General features: G+C 72.2%; 14 protein-coding genes. 8 read left to right on the top strand and 6 right to left on the bottom strand.

The features are described 5' to 3' along the window. Nucleotides 1-67: 67 nt before the first annotated feature. From ACZ5K7_RS04325 to ACZ5K7_RS04315, 3 genes are read left to right on the top strand one after another with little or no spacing between them, the layout of a single operon-like run. A complete protein-coding gene (locus tag ACZ5K7_RS04325; protein ID WP_468910248.1) occupies nt 68-1,381 on the top strand; it encodes an ABC transporter substrate-binding protein in 1,314 nt (437 codons plus the stop codon). Then, nucleotides 1,356-2,249 (top strand): carbohydrate ABC transporter permease, encoded by an 894-nt coding sequence (locus ACZ5K7_RS04320; protein WP_468910245.1) that lies wholly within the window; start codon nt 1,356-1,358, stop codon nt 2,247-2,249. Before ACZ5K7_RS04325 ends, ACZ5K7_RS04320 begins: the two co-directional genes overlap by 26 nt. Next, entirely contained in the window at nt 2,246-3,058 is an 813-nt protein-coding gene (locus tag ACZ5K7_RS04315) for a carbohydrate ABC transporter permease (RefSeq protein ID WP_468910242.1), read from the top strand. Before ACZ5K7_RS04320 ends, ACZ5K7_RS04315 begins: the two co-directional genes overlap by 4 nt. Nucleotides 3,059-3,207: 149 nt before the next feature. Here the strand turns inward: ACZ5K7_RS04315 and ACZ5K7_RS04310 are convergent, their stop codons facing one another. The 3 genes from ACZ5K7_RS04310 to ACZ5K7_RS04300 all read right to left on the bottom strand — a co-directional run bounded on the left by ACZ5K7_RS04310 (nt 3,208) and on the right by ACZ5K7_RS04300 (nt 6,811). Then, on the bottom strand, nt 3,208-4,215 hold the full coding sequence (locus tag ACZ5K7_RS04310) for a LacI family DNA-binding transcriptional regulator (protein ID WP_468910240.1): 1,008 nt from the start codon (nt 4,213-4,215) through the stop codon (nt 3,208-3,210). A gap of 53 nt (nt 4,216-4,268) precedes the next feature. Further along, nucleotides 4,269-4,886, bottom strand: coding sequence for a hypothetical protein (locus ACZ5K7_RS04305; protein WP_468910237.1), 618 nt, complete (start codon nt 4,884-4,886; stop codon nt 4,269-4,271). A 101-nt stretch (nt 4,887-4,987) separates the two neighbouring features. Continuing rightward, nucleotides 4,988-6,811: a glycoside hydrolase family 3 protein gene (locus ACZ5K7_RS04300; RefSeq protein WP_468910234.1), complete on the bottom strand. Its 1,824-nt coding sequence runs from the start codon at nt 6,809-6,811 to the stop codon at nt 4,988-4,990. A gap of 443 nt (nt 6,812-7,254) precedes the next feature. Here ACZ5K7_RS04300 and aroA point away from each other — a divergent pair, with 443 nt between their 5' ends. Then, nucleotides 7,255-8,514 (top strand): 3-phosphoshikimate 1-carboxyvinyltransferase, encoded by a 1,260-nt coding sequence (gene aroA, locus ACZ5K7_RS04295; protein ID WP_468910231.1) that lies wholly within the window; start codon nt 7,255-7,257, stop codon nt 8,512-8,514. Between the two features lie 71 nt (nt 8,515-8,585). Here the strand turns inward: aroA and ACZ5K7_RS04290 are convergent, their stop codons facing one another. Both ACZ5K7_RS04290 and ACZ5K7_RS04285 read right to left on the bottom strand, forming a co-directional pair. Next, a complete protein-coding gene (locus ACZ5K7_RS04290) occupies nt 8,586-9,386 on the bottom strand; it encodes a sugar phosphate isomerase/epimerase family protein (RefSeq protein ID WP_351690798.1) in 801 nt (266 codons plus the stop codon). A 17-nt stretch (nt 9,387-9,403) separates the two neighbouring features. Then, nucleotides 9,404-10,339 carry a bifunctional helix-turn-helix transcriptional regulator/GNAT family N-acetyltransferase gene (locus ACZ5K7_RS04285; protein ID WP_468910228.1) on the bottom strand — a complete coding sequence of 312 codons (936 nt, stop codon included), beginning with the start codon at nt 10,337-10,339 and terminating at the stop codon, nt 9,404-9,406. Between the two features lie 382 nt (nt 10,340-10,721). Here ACZ5K7_RS04285 and ACZ5K7_RS04280 point away from each other — a divergent pair, with 382 nt between their 5' ends. Continuing rightward, entirely contained in the window at nt 10,722-11,093 is a 372-nt protein-coding gene (locus ACZ5K7_RS04280; protein ID WP_351690803.1) for a hypothetical protein, read from the top strand. Between the two features lie 131 nt (nt 11,094-11,224). Beyond that, entirely contained in the window at nt 11,225-12,469 is a 1,245-nt protein-coding gene (locus tag ACZ5K7_RS04275; RefSeq protein ID WP_468910225.1) for an FAD-dependent monooxygenase, read from the top strand. A 245-nt stretch (nt 12,470-12,714) separates the two neighbouring features. Here the strand turns inward: ACZ5K7_RS04275 and ACZ5K7_RS04270 are convergent, their stop codons facing one another. Beyond that, nucleotides 12,715-13,761, bottom strand: coding sequence for a LacI family DNA-binding transcriptional regulator (locus ACZ5K7_RS04270; protein WP_351690806.1), 1,047 nt, complete (start codon nt 13,759-13,761; stop codon nt 12,715-12,717). Between the two features lie 227 nt (nt 13,762-13,988). Between ACZ5K7_RS04270 and ACZ5K7_RS04265 the strand changes: the two genes are divergently transcribed. Both ACZ5K7_RS04265 and ACZ5K7_RS04260 read left to right on the top strand, forming a co-directional pair. After that, nucleotides 13,989-15,146 carry a Gfo/Idh/MocA family protein gene (locus ACZ5K7_RS04265; RefSeq protein ID WP_351690808.1) on the top strand — a complete coding sequence of 386 codons (1,158 nt, stop codon included), beginning with the start codon at nt 13,989-13,991 and terminating at the stop codon, nt 15,144-15,146. After that, nucleotides 15,143-16,294 (top strand): dihydrodipicolinate synthase family protein, encoded by a 1,152-nt coding sequence (locus ACZ5K7_RS04260; RefSeq protein WP_468910222.1) that lies wholly within the window; start codon nt 15,143-15,145, stop codon nt 16,292-16,294. The genes ACZ5K7_RS04265 and ACZ5K7_RS04260 overlap by 4 nt, the downstream gene beginning before the upstream one ends. The last annotated feature ends 18 nt before the right edge of the window (nt 16,295-16,312 follow it).

The raw sequence follows: 16,312 nt of genomic DNA, 5'->3' as shown, positions 1-16,312 counted from the left end.
CGCCCAGTCACCGACCCGACGCGCACTCGCCCGGGTGACACCCCCTCACAGAAAAGAGAGCCTCTCCATGTCCCGTGCCCTGCCCCGTGCCCTCGACAGAAGAAGTGCCCTCCGTCTCTTCGCCGCCTCCGGTCTCGGTCTCGGCCTGGCCGCCTGCGCCGGGCCCGGCGGCGGGTCCACGGGCAGCGCGAGCACCGCCTCCCCGTCCGCCCTCGCCACCTCCGGCGCGGTCAAGGGCACCGTCTCCTTCGCCCACTGGCGGGCAGAGGACAAGGCGGTGATCGCCGACCTGATCAAGGCGTTCGTGAAGAAGTACCCGGACGCCGGTGTCGAGCAGGACATCTCCCCGTCCGCCGACTACCAGTCCACCGCCCTGCGCCGCATCCAGGGCTCCAAGACCGGCGACCTGTTCACCGCCTTCCGGGGCGCCCAGTTCGAGCAGATCGTCAAGGCGGGCGTCTACACCCCGCTCACCGGCACCGACGTCGTCGCCAAGTACCAGGCGAGCCTGATAACCCCGGGCGCGGCGAAGGGAGTCCAGTACGGTCTGCCGTACCAGCTGGTCTTCAACATGCCCCTGGCCAACGCCGACGCCCTCGACAAGGCCGGCCACAGCACCGCCCCCGCCGACTGGGACGGCTTCCTCCGGCTCCTCGACGACCTCAAGGCCAAGGGCTACACCCCCCTCGCGTGGCCAGGCGGCGACGCGGCCAACGCGGGCCAGCTGCTCAACACGATGGTCATGAACAACGCCCCCAGCGACGACATGTTCACGAAGATCGAGTCGGGCGAGTACAAGGCGACCGACGACTGGTTCGTGAAGACCCTGGAGCAGTACGGCGAGTTGAAGCCCTACTTCCAGGCCCGCGCCACCGGCTCCACCACCGATGCCGTCACCCAGCTCTTCGCCCAGGGCAAGGCGGGCCTGCTGGCGGTCGGCTCCTTCCAGATGGCGGGCGTGCGCGCGCTCGGCGCGAAGTTCCCCTTCGACCTGGTCGCGCCCATCACCACCACCGCCGCGAAGGCCAAGTACCAGGGCGTCTTCAACACCACCTTCGTCCTCGGCGTGAACAGCGCGTCCGACGTCCAGCCGGCCGCCTACGCCTTCCTGGAGTTCCTCAGCGACCCGGCGAACGCGGGCACCTACGCCAACGGCACCGGCCAGCACGTCACCGTCCAGGGCGTCGACTACACCAACACCGACCTCAAGGCCGTGGCCCCCTGGCTGACCAAGAAGACCCTGCTCGCCCCCCGCTTCCAGTTCCTGAACCTCGACATCCGCACGGCCGTGGAGAACGCGGCCGTCGCCGTCGTCGGCGGCAAGAAGCCGGCGCAGGCGGCCGAGGAGGCCCAGCGTGTCATCGACCAGAAGCGGTCGTAGCAGGCGGCAGGCGCGGGCACTGTGGCTCTTCCCGGTGCCCGCGCTCGCCCTCTACCTGTTCTTCTTCGCCTACCCGACCGTCCAGGCGATCCAGTACGCCCTCACCGACTGGGACGGCTACAGCGCCGCCTACCACAACGTCGGCCTGCACAACTTCACCCGACTGGCCACCGCCGACGACACGTTCCGCAACGCGGCCGAGAACAACCTCAAGCTGACCGTCACGGTCGTCCTCGCCCAGACGGCCCTCGCCCTGCTGCTCGCCCTCTACCTGGTCCGGACCACCCGTGCCTCGACCCTGCTCCGGGCGGTCTTCTTCCTCCCCACCGTGCTGTCCTCGGTGTCGGTCGCGTTCGTGTGGCGCTTCGTCTACGACCCCGACGGCGGCCTTCTCAACTCCGCCCTGCGCGCCGTCGGACTGGACTCCTTCCAGTCCGTCTACCTCGGCAACCCGCACACGGCCGTGTTCTGGCTGGCGCTGACCCAGGTGTGGTTCCACGCCGGCCAGATGATGGTCGTCTTCGTCGCCGGACTCCAGGCGATACCCAGGGAGTTGTACGAGGCGGCGGAGCTGGACGGCGCCGGACGCTGGTCCCGCTTCCGGTACGTCACCTGGCCGCTGGTGGCGCCCGCGACCGGGATCGTCGTCGCCTACACCACCGTCCAGTCCTTCAAGGCCTTCGACCTGGTCCTGGGCCTCGGCGGCAACCCGCCGGGCCCCGCCCTGGACATCCTCTCCACCCGTGTCTACACGACCTTCTCCAACAACCAGTTCGGCTACGCGGCCGCCCAGTCCCTGGTGTTCATGGCGCTGATCGCGCTGCTCACCTGGGTGCAGCGGCGGACGATACGGAGGGCGACCCGATGAGCAAGACCCTGCGGCCCGCCGTCCTCGCGCTGGGCGCCGCCGCCGTCCTACTCCCGCTCCTGGTGGTGCTGTTCGGCACCTTCAAGACCCTGCCCCAGCTCTTCGACTCCCCGCTGTCGCCGCCGAGTTCGCTCACCCTCGACAACTACCGGCAGGCGGTGGACGAGGGCGGTCTCGGCACCGCCTTCGTCAACAGCGCGGTGGTGACGGCGGGGGCGGTCGTGCTGACCCTCGCGGTGGCGAGCCTGGCCGCGTTCTTCTGCGCGCGGATGCCCGGCCGGGTGAGTTGGCTCGTGTTCGGCGTCCTGGTGGCGGGCCTCGCGGTGCCCGCGCAGGCGGCGATCGTCCCGCAGTACGTCCTCTTCGACCGCCTCGGCCTCACCGACAGCCTGCTCGGCCTGGTGATCGTCGACACGACGATGACCCTGCCGACGGCGGTGTTCATCCTGGGCGGCTTCCTGCGGTCGATTCCCGAAGAGCTCTACGAGGCGGCCGAGTTGGACGGGGCGGGCCCGCTCCGCGCGTTCCGCTCGATAGCCCTCCCGCTCACCCGCCCGGCCCTGGCGACGACGGCCATCTTCCTCTTCGTCATGGACTGGAACGACCTGCTGTATCCGCTCCTGTTCATCCGCTCCCAGGAACACCGAACCCTGCCCCTCGCCCTGTTGAACTTCCAGGGAGAGTTCCTGACGCAGTACCCGCTGCTGTTCGCGGGGGTGGTCATCGCGTCAGCACCGGTCGTGATCGTGTACGTCCTGCTCCAGAAGCATTTCGTCTCAGGGCTCACAGCAGGGGCGGTGAGGGGATGAGAAACCCGATGTGAAGCGCCCCGTCAGAGACGCGGGGCTGCATCGATATGCGGCTTCGCCGCGTGGGCGCGACCAGCTCCACCGGCCCGCACCCAAAACTCAACCACTCTCCCGCACCCAAAACTCAACCACTCTCCCGCACCCAAAACTCAACCACTCTCCCGCACCACCAACCGATGCCCCGCGACCAGCACGGTCGGCCCCGCGTCGTGCACCCCGTCTATCCGCCGGAGCAGCGCGGCGACCGCCAACCGGGCCAGCTCCCGTTTGTCCGGCGCCACGGTCGTCAGCGGCGGAGCCGCGTACCGCGCCGCCTCCACGTCGTCGAACCCCACGACAGCGACGTCCCCCGGCACGCTAAGCCCCCGCTCCCGCAGGACGGCCAACGCTCCCTCCGCCATCGCGTCGGCGAAACAGAACACCGCGTCCGGCGGCTCGGCCAGATCGAGCAGCGTCCGCATCGCGGCGGCCCCGTCGGCCCTCCCGTATGCGGCCACGGCGGGCGCGAGCGCTTCGTCGTACCGCAGGGCCGCCGCCTCCAGAGCCTCCCGGTACCCCGCGAGCCGCGTCGCGGAGGTCGCCGCGTACGGCACGGTCTGCCGTCCGATCACCGCGGCCCGCCTGCGTCCCCGGGCCAGCAGATGGGCCGTCGCCTCCCGGGCGGCCGCCGTGTTGTCGATGGTGACGTGCGGGCACGGCATCTCGTGCACCCGCTCCCCGAGCAGCACCAACGGCAGCTCGGTTGCCGCCGCCCGCGCGGCCTCGTCGTCCAGTGCGAGGGGGCTGAGGATCACCCCGTCGACCAGGGGATCCGTACGGCCCAGGGCGATCTCCAGCTCGGCCTCCGCCCGGCCTCCGGTCGCCTCCACGAGGAGCGTGCAGCCGTGGCCGGCCGCCTCGCGCAGCAGGTGCCCGGCGAGTTCGGCGAAGTACGGCATGGAGAGTTCGGGCACCGCGAGCAGGAGGACCCCGCTGCGGCCGGTGCGCAGTCGGCGGGCGGCCGTGTTGGGGCGGTAGCCCAGCTCCTCCACCGCGCGCAGCACCCGGGCGCGGGTGGCCTCCGAGAAACGCCCGGTGTCCCGGACCACGTTGGACACGGTCCGCATGGACACCCCGGCCCGCTCGGCCACCTCCTTGAGCCCGATCTCCGCACGCATCGGCCCACTTTAGGGGGAGAAACCCGGCCGCGGCCGAGGCCGACACGGAGCGTTCACACGCGGCGGGCGCAGCCCACCGGCCGTTCGCCGCCGAGCTGGACGTACAGGGCCGTCGACGCCGGGCACCGGTCCCGCGAGGCCACCGCCCGCACCACCTCGTACTGCGGTTTCCGCTTGCCCGAGCCGTCGCAGGCGGTCTCCCGGACCTGGCCGTGGCCCGAGCCGTAGACGCAGTCGCCGACGATGGTGCGCGGTCCGCCGCCCCCGCCGGGGTCGCCGGGGTGCGGCGGCTCCAGGCTGCGCATACAGGCATAGCCCTGCGGGATCGTTCCGTCACCGTCCACGTCGCCGCCTGTGCGCTGGGCGCTGATGTGCAGCACGAAGTCGGTGGTGGCCGGGCACGCCGGTCCGGCGGCGACCGTGCCGTCGTACCGGGCGACGACCCGGGCCGCCGCCCGTTCGCCGGCGCAGGGCACCTCGGTGAAACTGGCGGTCCCGAACGAGCTGCACTCGTCGACCGCGAGGAACCGCGCGCCGTACCCGGACACCGCCGGACTCGCCGTCGACCGCGCGCTGCCCGCCGGCTCCCCGGACGAGGACGGCCGGCACCCGGCCGACGACAGGGCGACGGCGAGCGTCACCAGCACCCCCGCGAAACGTCTGCTCCACATACCAACCCCCCTGCCAGCGTGGCCCGCGATCACGGCCCACGCCAGCTGTACGGGAGGCTTTCCGCCTGTTGAGGGTGTTACGCCCGATCTATTACGTACGTCTAGTACGTCAGCCCATGGCCGATCGGGTACAGCACCTGCGCCGGATCGTCCGCCCGCTGCACCGGCACCGGCAGCCTGCCGCGCGGCGCGACCCGCCCGGCGATCACCCGGGCCGCGGCCCGCAGTTCGACGTCCGTCCAGGCGTAGGACGCCAGACAGGCCCGCACGGTGGGCAGTTGGGCGATGTCGTACGGGTTGCGCACGGCCACCGCCACCACCGGCCGGCCGGTCGCGACCAACTGCTCCACCAGCCGCTGCTGTCCGCTGCCCGCCGTCACGTTGTACGTCCCGACGACCACCGCGTCCACCCCCTGGGCCGCCGCGACCGCCTTGTCGATCGTCGCGTCGGAGGGTGCCGTGCCGGTGGCCGACGCGGTCGCGGTGAAGCCGAGTTCGGTGAGGGCGGCGGCGAGCACGCCGGTGGGCGGCCCCGTCGTACCGGACGGGGAGGCCGGGTCGGCGCCCACCACCAGCACCCTGCCGTGCGTCCGGCGGGACAGCGGCAGCAGCCCGTCCTCGTTGACCAGCAGGGTGGTGGTGCGCTCGGCGATCCGGTCGGCGACGGCGAGGTGCCGGGCCGTGCCCACCACCCGGTCGACGTCCTTGGCGTTGACGTACGGCCGGTCGAGCAGCCCCAGCCGGGACTTCAGCCGCAGCACCCGCAGGATCGACTCGTCCAGCCGCGCCTCGGTCAGCTCCCCGTCCCGTACGGCGTTCAGGACGGCGTTCCAGGCCACGTCCAGGGTGGGCGGGTTGAGGAGCTGATCGACCCCGGCCTTCAGGGCGAGCACGGGCACGCGGTCGTCGCCGTACTTGGTGCGCACCCCCTCCATGCCCAGCGAGTCGGTCACCACCACCCCGTCGTAGCCGAGTTCGCCGCGCAGGATGCCGGTGAGGACCGGGTGGGAGAGGGTCGCCGGGTCGCCGGAGTCGTCCAGCGCCGGGACCTGGATGTGCGCGGTCATGATCGAGTCGATGCCCGCCTTGACCGCCGCCCGGAACGGGACCGCGTCCAGCTTCTCCCACAGCTCCCGGCTGTGCGTGATGACCGGGAAGCCGGTGTGGCTGTCGACGGCGGTGTCGCCGTGGCCCGGGAAGTGCTTGGCGGTGGCCGCGACCCCGGCGTCCTGGTACCCCTGCACCTCGGCGGTGACCAGCGCGCCGACCGCGTCCGGGTCGGCACCGAAGGACCGTACGCCGATGATGGGGTTGGCCGGGTTCACGTTGACGTCGGCGTCGGGGGAGTAGTCCTGCCGGATGCCCATCGCCCGCAGTTCGGCGCCGGAGATCCGGCCGAGGGCACGGGCGTCGACGCGCGAGCCGCCCGCTCCCATGGCCATCGCGCCCGGGAAGAGGGCCGCGGGCGTGCCGATCCGGCAGACGGCGCCGTGCTCCTGGTCGGTGGCGATGAGCACGGGAAGACCGCGCGGCTGGTCCAGGGAGGCCTGCTGGATCCCGTTCGACAGTTCGGCGATCTGCCGCGGGTCCCGGGTGTTGTGCGCCCAGGTGAAGTAGATGATCCCGCCGACGCGGTACCTGGCGACCAGTTCGGCGGCCGTACGGACGCCGATCTCCTCGAGGTTGGCATCGATGTCGGCCTGGTCGGGGGCGGTGGCGGAGTGGCCGTAGACCCGCATCACGAACAGCTGGCCGACCTTCTCCTCAAGGGTCATACGGGAGATGAGCGAGCGGAGCTTCTTGTCGGCGCTGTTCCTGCCGTCGGTGTGCTTGCCGTCCGAGCCGTAGGCGTAAGCGCTGTTGCCGACGGTCAGTCCCGCGGTGACCCCCGCGGTCGCGGCGAGGACGGTGCGTCTGGAGGGCACGTGCGCTCCTTCCGGTGGAAACCGGCTGAAGGAAACTTCCGTAGGCACACCAATATTCGGGAAGTTTCTTTCCGTCAAGTGAGTGCACAGTAACCAGAAAGGGGCCGCCATCGGCGCATTGGAGGGGGGCACGTCGATGGCGGCGGGCCGGCGGCCGTGGTGCGGCGGAGAGGGTGGGTCGACGATCGCAGCCAGCAGCGAGGGCCGACACCGCACCACGGAGACTCTTCCGACAGCCTGCGCATTGGACGGACGGGGAGGGGGGCGGGTTCCCGTCTTCCAGAAGTCGGGAGCGGAGGGGTCGAAGGGGCCTGAGTGAAGCGCCCCGCCAGGGCGCGGGGAACTGCGCGACCAGCCCCCACCGGCTCGCAGGCTCCGTACTGCCGGTTCGACCCCTTGGAAATACGCCCCGCTCAAAACCCCCGGCAGGCGATCATGGCCGCATGCCCCTCGTCGCGATCCCCGGTTCCAAGTCCGTCACCGCCCGCGCCCTCTTCCTCGCGGCCGCCGCCGACGGAGTCACCACCCTCGTCCGCCCCCTCCGCTCCGACGACACCGAGGGCTTCGCCGAGGGCCTCACCCGGCTCGGCTACCGCGTCGGCCGTACCCCGGACACCTGGCAGGTGGACGGCCGCCCGCAGGGCCCCGCGCTGCCCGAGGCCGAGGTCCACTGCCGGGACGGCGCCACCACCGCCCGCTTCCTGCCCACCCTCGCAGCGGCCGGCCACGGCAGCTACCGCTTCGACGCCTCCCCGCAGATGCGCCGCCGCCCCCTCGCGCCGCTCACCCGCGCCCTGCGCGACCTCGGTGTCGACCTGCGCCACGAGGAGGCGGAGGGCCACCACCCGCTGCGGATCGAGGCGGCCGGGGTCGAGGGCGGTGAGGTCACCCTCGACGCCGGGCAGTCCTCGCAGTACCTGACCGCCCTGCTCCTGCTCGGCCCGCTCACCCGCAAGGGGCTGCGGATCCGGGTGACGGACCTGGTCTCCGCGCCGTACGTGGAGATCACGCTCGCGATGATGCGGTCGTTCGGGGTGGCGGTGGCGCGGGAGGAGGACAAGGGGGACACCTTCGTGGTGCCGCCCGGCGGCTACCGGGCCACCACCTACGCCGTCGAGCCCGACGCCTCCACCGCCAGTTACTTCTTCGCCGCGGCGGCCGTGACGGGCCGCGAGGTGACCGTCCCGGGGCTCGGGCGGGGCGCCCTCCAGGGCGACCTGGGTTTCGTCGACGTACTGCGCCGGATGGGCGCGGACGTGGAGGTCGGCGCCGACCGGACGACCGTCCGCGGGACGGGCCGGCTCCGCGGTCTCACCGTGAACATGCGGGACATCTCCGACACCATGCCGACCCTCGCGGCGATCGCCCCGTTCGCGGACGGCCCCGTCCGGATCGAGGACGTGGGCAACACCCGGGTGAAGGAGTGCGACCGGCTGGACGCCTGCGCGGAGAACCTGCGCCGGCTGGGGATCGGGGTCGGCACCGGTGAGGACTGGATCGAGATCCGGCCCGGCGCCCCCGCCCCGGCCGGGATCAAGACCTTCGGCGACCATCGCATCGTCATGTCCTTCGCGGTGACCGCCCTGCGCACACCGGGGATCTCCTTCGACGACCCGGGGTGCGTGAAGAAGACGTTCCCGGGCTTCCACGAGGCGTTCGGGGAGCTGGCCGCGGGGTGGGGGATCCCGTACGCCGGCGGGTGACCTCGGCGCCGTGACCCGGACGCCGTGGCCTCGGCGCGGGGCCTACCTCGCGCGGGGGCCGGTCGTTCCGTTCACGCCGACTCGTTGAGCAGGCGGGCCAGGTGGTTCCGGCCGGCCGTGAGCAGGCCGGGCAGCGGGGCCGCCGCCTCGTACCAGCGCTTCTCGTACTCCCAGCACAGCCAGCCGTCCCAGCCGTGCCGGGAGAGCACCTCCACGCAGTCGGAGAGCGGCAGTATCCCGGCGCCGAGCGGCAGCGGGGTGGTGTCCTCGGCCGAGGCGATGTCCTTGACCTGGACGTAGCCGAGGTGCGGGGCGAGGGCCGCGTAGGTCTCGGCGGGCTGTTCGCCGCCCAGCCAGGTGTGCATGACGTCCCAGAGGGAGCCGACCATGCGGTGGCCGACCGGGCCGAGGACGCGGATCGCGGCGGCACCGGTGCGGTGCGAGTCGTGCGTCTCCAGCAGGACCCGGACACCGAGCGCGGAGGCGTCCTCGGCGACCGTGCCGAGCCGCCGGGCGGCGATCGCGTCGGACTCGGCGGCGGGCAGCGCCGGGTCGGCGCCGGGGAAGACACGGACGAAGGAGGCGCCCAAGTCGTGCGCCAGCTGCAGGAGTTGGCGCATCTCGTCGAGGACCGGGGCGTCCTCGCCGGGGGCCGCGACGCGGGCGTACCCGGCGACGCCCAGGACCTCCACCCCGGCCGCCTTGAACTCGGCGGCCACATCCGCCCGCGCGGCCGGGCCGAGGCCCGGATGCACGGGCTCTTCCGGGTGGGCGCGCAGTTCGACGCCGTGGTAGCCGTGGGCGGTGGCGAGCGCCAGCACGTCCGACACCGGCAGACCGGGAACCCCGAGGGTGGAGAAGGCGTACCTCATGTCCACCAACCTACTTCTCACCGACCGGTTCCGTGCAGGTCCAGCCGCCAGTCCTGCCCGACCAGATCCTTGCCGAAGGAGCGGTGCGGTTTCTCGGCGGCGAGGACGAAGCCGTGCCGCTGGTAGATACGGCGGGCGGCGGACAGGACGTCGTTGGTCCACAGCACCAGGTCCCGGTAGCCGACCCCGCGCGCGAAGCCGATCACGGCGGTGACCAGCCGGTCCCCGATGCCGAGTCCCCGGGCCTCCGGCTCGACGAGCAGCAGCCGCAGCCGTGCGGTGCCCGGGGCGTCGTCCCGTACGCACATCACGCACCCCACGGGCCGCCCCGACCGCTCGGCGATCCAGACCCGCTCCAGATGCGGGTCGTGGTCCTCGGCGTAGTCGGCGACGATCCGGGCGACCAGGCCCTCGTAGTCGGTGTTCCAGCCGTACTCGGCGGCGTAGAGGGCAGCGTTGCGCTGCACGATCCAGCCCAGGTCGCCCGGGTGCGGCTCGCGCAGCACGACCTCGCCGGTGCCGTCGGGGGTGTGCGCGTCGCCGAGGATCGTACGGATGGTGCGCATCGCCTCGGCGAGCCGGGGCCGCTCGCCGGGGTCGACGGCGCCCAGCAGCGAGCCGACCGTCTCCCGGGCCCGCTCGTCGAGCAGCCCGGCGGCGGACCGGCCGTCCGCGGTGAGCGACACGCGGCGCCGCCGCGGGTCCTTGTGCGAGGGGGAGCGCTCGATCAGCCCGGCCTCCTCGAATTTGTTGAGGATCCGGCTCAAGTACCCGGCGTCCAGCGCGAGATCGGCCCGCAGGTCGGCCGCGTCGGTGTCGGCGGAGTGCGCGAGCTCGTACAGCACCCGGGCCTCGGTGAGGGTGTAGGGGGCGTAGAGGTGGCGGCCGTAGTCGAGGGCGCCGATGACGTTGGTGTAGAAGCGGTTGAAGGCACGGATGTCCTGGACGGTCATGGCTGGACCCCGATGGTTGACTGAGTCAGAGATGCCGCGCCTCCGAGGCTATCCCGCCACCCCGCCCGGCCGGAAGGCGTCGGTCTGAACGGCCGCGCCGAGAGCTTTACTTGTTCTTGCTTATCTGGGTCAGGTCCTGCTTTTGACTTCGTCGCGCCCGCGCCGTAGGTTTATACACGAACGTCACTAATGTCCGTTTTATCTGGGACGTGACGTGGTCCGCCGGAGAGCCCGTGCGGTGCGGAGAACCGGCATCAAGGGCGGCGGACGCGCTCAGAGCTGCGCGCAGGCTCTGGAGTGCACGCAGGGCGGCCCTCGAGCGGCCGCCGTAACACAACCACACCCTCGGAGAGGGGCGATCATGCGCGCGCACACCACACGTATGAAGAGGGTCGCCATCGCTGCGATCTCGGCACCCATCCTGGCGCTCGCCGCCGGAGCCGGTGTCGCCAGCGCGGCCACCCACTCGGCGCCTGACCACGTTGTCTCCTACCAGGACAACGGCGGCGGCGGAGGCCACGGCGGCGGTGGCGGAGGCCACGGCGGCGGTGGCGGTCACGGCGGCGGTGGCGGAGGCCACGGCGGCGGTGGCTGGGGCGGCGGCGGTCACGGCGGCGGTGGCTGGGGCGGCGGCGGCTGGGGCGGAGGCCACGGCGGCTGGGGCGGCTGGGGCGACGGCTGGGGCGGCGGCGGCTGGGGCGGCTGGGGCGACGGCTGGGGCGGCGGTGGCTGGGGCGGCGGCGGCTGGGACTGAGCCGAGCCACAGTGATTGACGCTCACTGACAACAAAGGGTGGGTCCGGGTGTCCGGTCTTCGGGCACCCGGACCCATGCATCAAAACCCCTGCGGGCCTCCGGGCCCGGCGGCCGTGGAGGCGGTGACCGGATGAGGATCGTCTGTGTGGGTGGAGGCCCGGCCGGGCTGTACTTCTCGATCTCGGCGAAGTTGCGGGACGCCGGGCACGAAATCATCGTTCTGGAGGCGGACCCGCCCGAGGCCACGTACGGCTGGGGTGTCGTCTACTGGAGCGATCTGCTGGACATCCTGCACCGCAACGACCCCGAGAGCGCACGGGCGGTGAGTGCCGGCTCCGTGCTCTGGCAGCAGCAGGACATCCGCGTGCACGGCAACCGGTACGACGGCACCGCGCACTTCGGCGGCTACGGCTACAGCATGGGCCGCGCGGCCCTCCTGGACGTCCTGGCCCGGCGCGCGCGCTCGCTCGGCGTGGACGTACGGCACGAGCGCCTCGCCGACCCCGCCGACCTGCCCGACGCCGACCTGGTCCTGGCCGTCGACGGGGCGGGCAGCCGGATCCGGCAGAGCCGCGCCGAGCGGTTCGGCCCGCGCATGGAGACCGGCCGCAATCCCTACATCTGGCTCGGTACCGACCGGCAGTTCGACAGCTTCGTGTTCGCCTTCGAGGAGACCGACGCCGGCTGGATCTGGTTCCACGCCTATCCGTCGTTCAAGGGGATCAGCACCTGCATCGTGGAGTGCTCCCCCGAGACCTGGCAGGGCCTCGGTCTCGACACGCTCGACGAGGACGACGCCGTACCGCTGCTGGAGAAGATCTTCCACCGCGCCCTGGACGGCCACTCCCTGATCAGCAGATCACGCGGTGCGCCGGCGAAGTGGCAGCGGTTCACGCACATCACCAACGAGACCTGGGTCGACGGCAGCGACGGCCGGCCCGTCGTGCTGGCCGGCGACTCCGCGCACACCACCCACTTCACGCTGGGCTCCGGCACCCGGCTCGCCATGATCGACGCGATCGTGCTGGCCTACGCCCTGAAGGAGTTCCCGGATCCGCGGGTGGCGCTGCGCGAGTACGACAAGCACCGCCGCGCGGAACTGCACACCGTGCAGGCGGCGGCGCGCACCAGCATGGCCTGGTTCGAGCAGCTGGACGACTACCTGGACCGTGACCCGGTCGACTTCGCCTACGCGATGGCGGTCCGGCAGGGCCGGCAGTCCCCCTGGCGCTACCAGGCCCACCTCGCCATGCAGCTGAAACCGGTACGCCAGGCCCGACGGGCCTACGACACGGGGAACCGCTGGTACCGGGACCGGAAGAGGGGCGAGGCGCCGCTGCCGCTGCTGGGGCGGTCCCTGCGGGGCGACCGCTGAGACCGGTGCGGGGGGCTGCCGCCGACTGCGCGCGAGCACTCTGAGGAATCGTTCCTGCTGGGCGAGTGCCCCGCGATCCGTCTGCGCCGGCCCACGGCCACCCGCCGCAGAGCAACCACTCCGTCGGGCCCGCGGCCCACCTGTCCAGGCTCGCGATCCACCTGCCCGGGCTCACGGCCGGCCGCCCTCGGGGTCGGACGCACCCGCTGCCTCAGGCCGACGGCCGCCTCGGGCTCGCGCCCCGCTCAGCCCCGCGGCGCCCCCGAGGACCCGCGCACCATCAGCTCCCCCCGGACCGTCGCGATGCCCCCCGGCGGGGGCTCCTCGCGGCCCATGGCGATGCGGCCGGCGCGGGCCCCCGCCTCGGCCAGCGGCAGCCGTACCGTCGTCAGCGACGGCACCACGTCGATGCTGAACGGCAGGTCGTCGAAGCCGGCCACCGACACGTCCGCCGGGATCCGCAGCCCCGACTCCCGTAGCGCCGCGCACGCGCCCAGCGCCACCGAGTCGTTCGCGGCCACCACCGCCGTCAGCGACGGGTCGCGGCGCAGCAGTTCGAGCGTCGCCTCGTACCCCGCCCGCCGGTCGTAGCGCCCGTGCACGGTCCAGCGCGGGTCCTCCTCGATGCCCGCGTCGGCCAGCGCGGCCCGGTGGCCCTCCAGGCGGTGCCGGGTGGTCGTCCGCTCCTCCGGGCCCGCGATGTAGCCCAGCCGCCGGTGGCCGAGCCCGATGAGGTGCTCGGTCAGTTGCCGGCCGCCGCCGCGGTTGTCGAAGGTCAGGGCCACCGCGTCGGTCTCCGGCGCCGGCGGCCGTCCGCACAGCACCACCCGGGTCCCCGCGTCGGCCAGCTTGCGCAGTTTCGACGCCACCGCCGCCGCGTGCGGCGCGTTCTCCATCGCGCCGCCGGTCAGGATGACTGCCGCCGCCCGCTGCCGTTGCAGCAGGGTCAGGTAGGTCAGTTCCCGCTCCGGTGAACCCCCGGTGTTGCAGACCACCGCCAGCCGCTCGCCGCCGGCGCGCCCGCCCGGGCCGCCGATCTCCGCCTGGATCGCGCTCGCCATGATCCCGAAGAACGGGTCGGCGATGTCGTTGACGAGGATGCCGACCAGGTCGGAGGTGGCGGCCGCGAGCGCGCTCGCCGGCCCGTTGAGGACATAGTCCAGCTCGTCCACCGCCCGCAGCACCCGCTCCCGCGTGGACGCCGCCACGGGGTAGTTGCCGTTCAGTACGCGCGACACCGTCGCGGGCGAGACCTGGGCGCGGGCCGCCACGTCCGCCAGGGTCACCGTCATCTCGTCATCCTCCGGTCGCGCGTCTCTTCGTACGCCGTCGTACTCAGCCTGATCAAAGGAAGCCCCCTTGCCGTGCAGACCATAAGGCCATTCACTCCTGTTGTTCGCCCCCTCGAACAACTCGACCCCATCACGGTCTTGTACAGACCAGTGGTCAAAGGCTAGCTTCAGACCATATAGAAAGCGCTTGCTGCGTTACTGAGACGCATGCGGACGAAGGGAAACACGTGACACGCAAGACGGTGCGTATCGCCATGAACGGCGTGACCGGACGCATGGGCTACCGCCAGCACCTCGTCCGCTCGATCCTCGCGTTGCGCGAACAGGGCGGTCTCGACCTCGGCGACGGCACCGTGCTGTGGCCGGAACCGATCCTCGTCGGGCGCCGGGAACACGCGCTCCGCGACATCGCCGACCGGCACGGCCTGTCCGAGGAGCACATCTCCACCGACCTGGAGTCCGTGCTCGCCGACCCGACCGTGGACATCTACTTCGACTCCCAGGTCACCTCCGCCCGCGAGGAGGCCCTCCGGCAGGCCATCGCCGCCGGAAAGCACATCTACACCGAGAAGCCGACCGCGACCGGCCTGGAGGGCGCCCTGGAGCTGGCCCGGCTGGCGGACGCGAAGGGCATCAAGCATGGCGTCGTCCAGGACAAGATCTTCCTGCCGGGCCTGCTGAAGCTGAAGCGGCTCATCGACGGCGGCTTCTTCGGCCGGATCCTGTCGGTCCGCGGCGAGTTCGGCTACTGGGTCTTCGAGGGCGACTGGCAGCCCGCCCAGCGCCCGTCCTGGAACTACCGCGCGGAGGACGGCGGCGGCATCGTCGTCGACATGTTCCCGCACTGGGAGTACGTGCTGCACGAGCTGTTCGGCCGGGTGAAGTCCGTCCAGGCCCTCACCGCCACCCACATCCCGCAGCGCTGGGACGAGAACGGCAAGCCCTACGACGCCACCGCCGACGACGCCGCCTACGGCATCTTCGAACTCGACGGCGGCGCCATCGCCCAGATCAACTCCTCCTGGGCGGTCCGCGTCAACCGCGACGAACTGGTCGAGTTCCAGGTCGACGGCACCGAGGGCTCCGCGGTCGCCGGACTGCGCAACTGCCGCGCCCAGCACCGCAGCGCGACCCCCAAGCCGGTGTGGAACCCGGACATCCCGGCCACCGAGGTCTTCCGCGACCAGTGGCAGGAGGTCCCGGACAACGGCGAGTTCGACAACGGCTTCAAGGCCCAGTGGGAGCTCTTCCTCAAGCACGTCTACGCCGACGCCCCCTACCACTGGGACCTGCTGGCCGGCGCCCGCGGTGTACAGCTCGCCGAGCTGGGCCTCAAGTCCTCGGCCGAGGGCCGCCGCATCGACGTACCGGAGATCGCGCTGTGACCATCCAGCTCCCGGGCGCCGACGGGGCGCTGCGGACCTACGAGCCGCGCACCGAGCCGCTCGCCGTCACCCCCGGCACCCCCCTCACCTCCCGTACGGTCTTCTCGGCGGCCCACGTCGTCGCCGACCCGTTCGCCGACGTCTCCCCGGACTCGCCGGCCGCCGTCGACTGGGACGCCACCCTCGCCTTCCGCCGCCACCTGTGGTCGCACGGCCTGGGCGTCGCCGAGGCGATGGACACCGCCCAGCGCGGCATGGGCCTGGAGTGGGCGGGCGCGGCAGAGCTGATCCGCCGCAGCGCCGCCGAGGCGAAGGCGGTCGGCGGCCGCATCGCCTGCGGGGTCGGCACCGACCAGATCACCGGCGGCACGCTCGCCGGGATCAGGGCCGCCTACGAGGAGCAGCTGGCGCTCGTCGAGGAGTCCGGCGCCCAGGCCATCCTGATGGCCTCCCGGGCGCTCGCCGCCACCGCCTCCGGCCCCGAGGACTACCTGGACGTCTACGGCCACCTCCTGCGCCAGGCCGCCGAGCCGGTGGTCCTGCACTGGCTCGGCCCGATGTTCGACCCGGCGCTGGCGGGCTACTGGGGCTCGGCCGACCTGGACGCGGCGACAGAGGTGTTCCTGGAGGTCATCGCCGCCCACCCCGACAAGGTCGACGGCATCAAGGTCTCCCTGCTGGACGCGCAGCGGGAGATCGACCTCAGGCGGCGGCTGCCGCAGGGCGTCCGCTGCTACACCGGCGACGACTTCAACTACCCCGAGCTGATCGCCGGCGACGAGCAGGGCTTCAGCCACGCCCTGCTCGGCATCTTCGACCCGCTGGGACCGCTGGCGGCGCAGGCGGTACGGATCCTGGACACGGGCGACACGGCGGGCTTCCGCGCGTTGCTCGACCCGACGGTGGAACTCTCCCGCCACCTCTTCCAGACCCCCACCCGCTTCTACAAGACGGGCGTGGTGTTCCTGGCCTGGCTCGCCGGCCACCAGGCACACTTCACCATGGTCGGCGGGCTGCAGTCGGCCCGTTCCCTGCCGCACTTCGCCCGCGCCTACGAGCTCGCCGACGGACTGGGCCTGTTCCCCGACCCGAAGCTCGCCGAGGACCGGATGAAGACCCTCCTCGCCCTGTACGGAGTGACCCGGTGACCGGCGACCTGTCCCGCT

The organism is Streptomyces sp. NPDC031497 (genome assembly GCF_055580905.1).
This window is presented reverse-complemented; position numbering and strand designations above follow the sequence as displayed.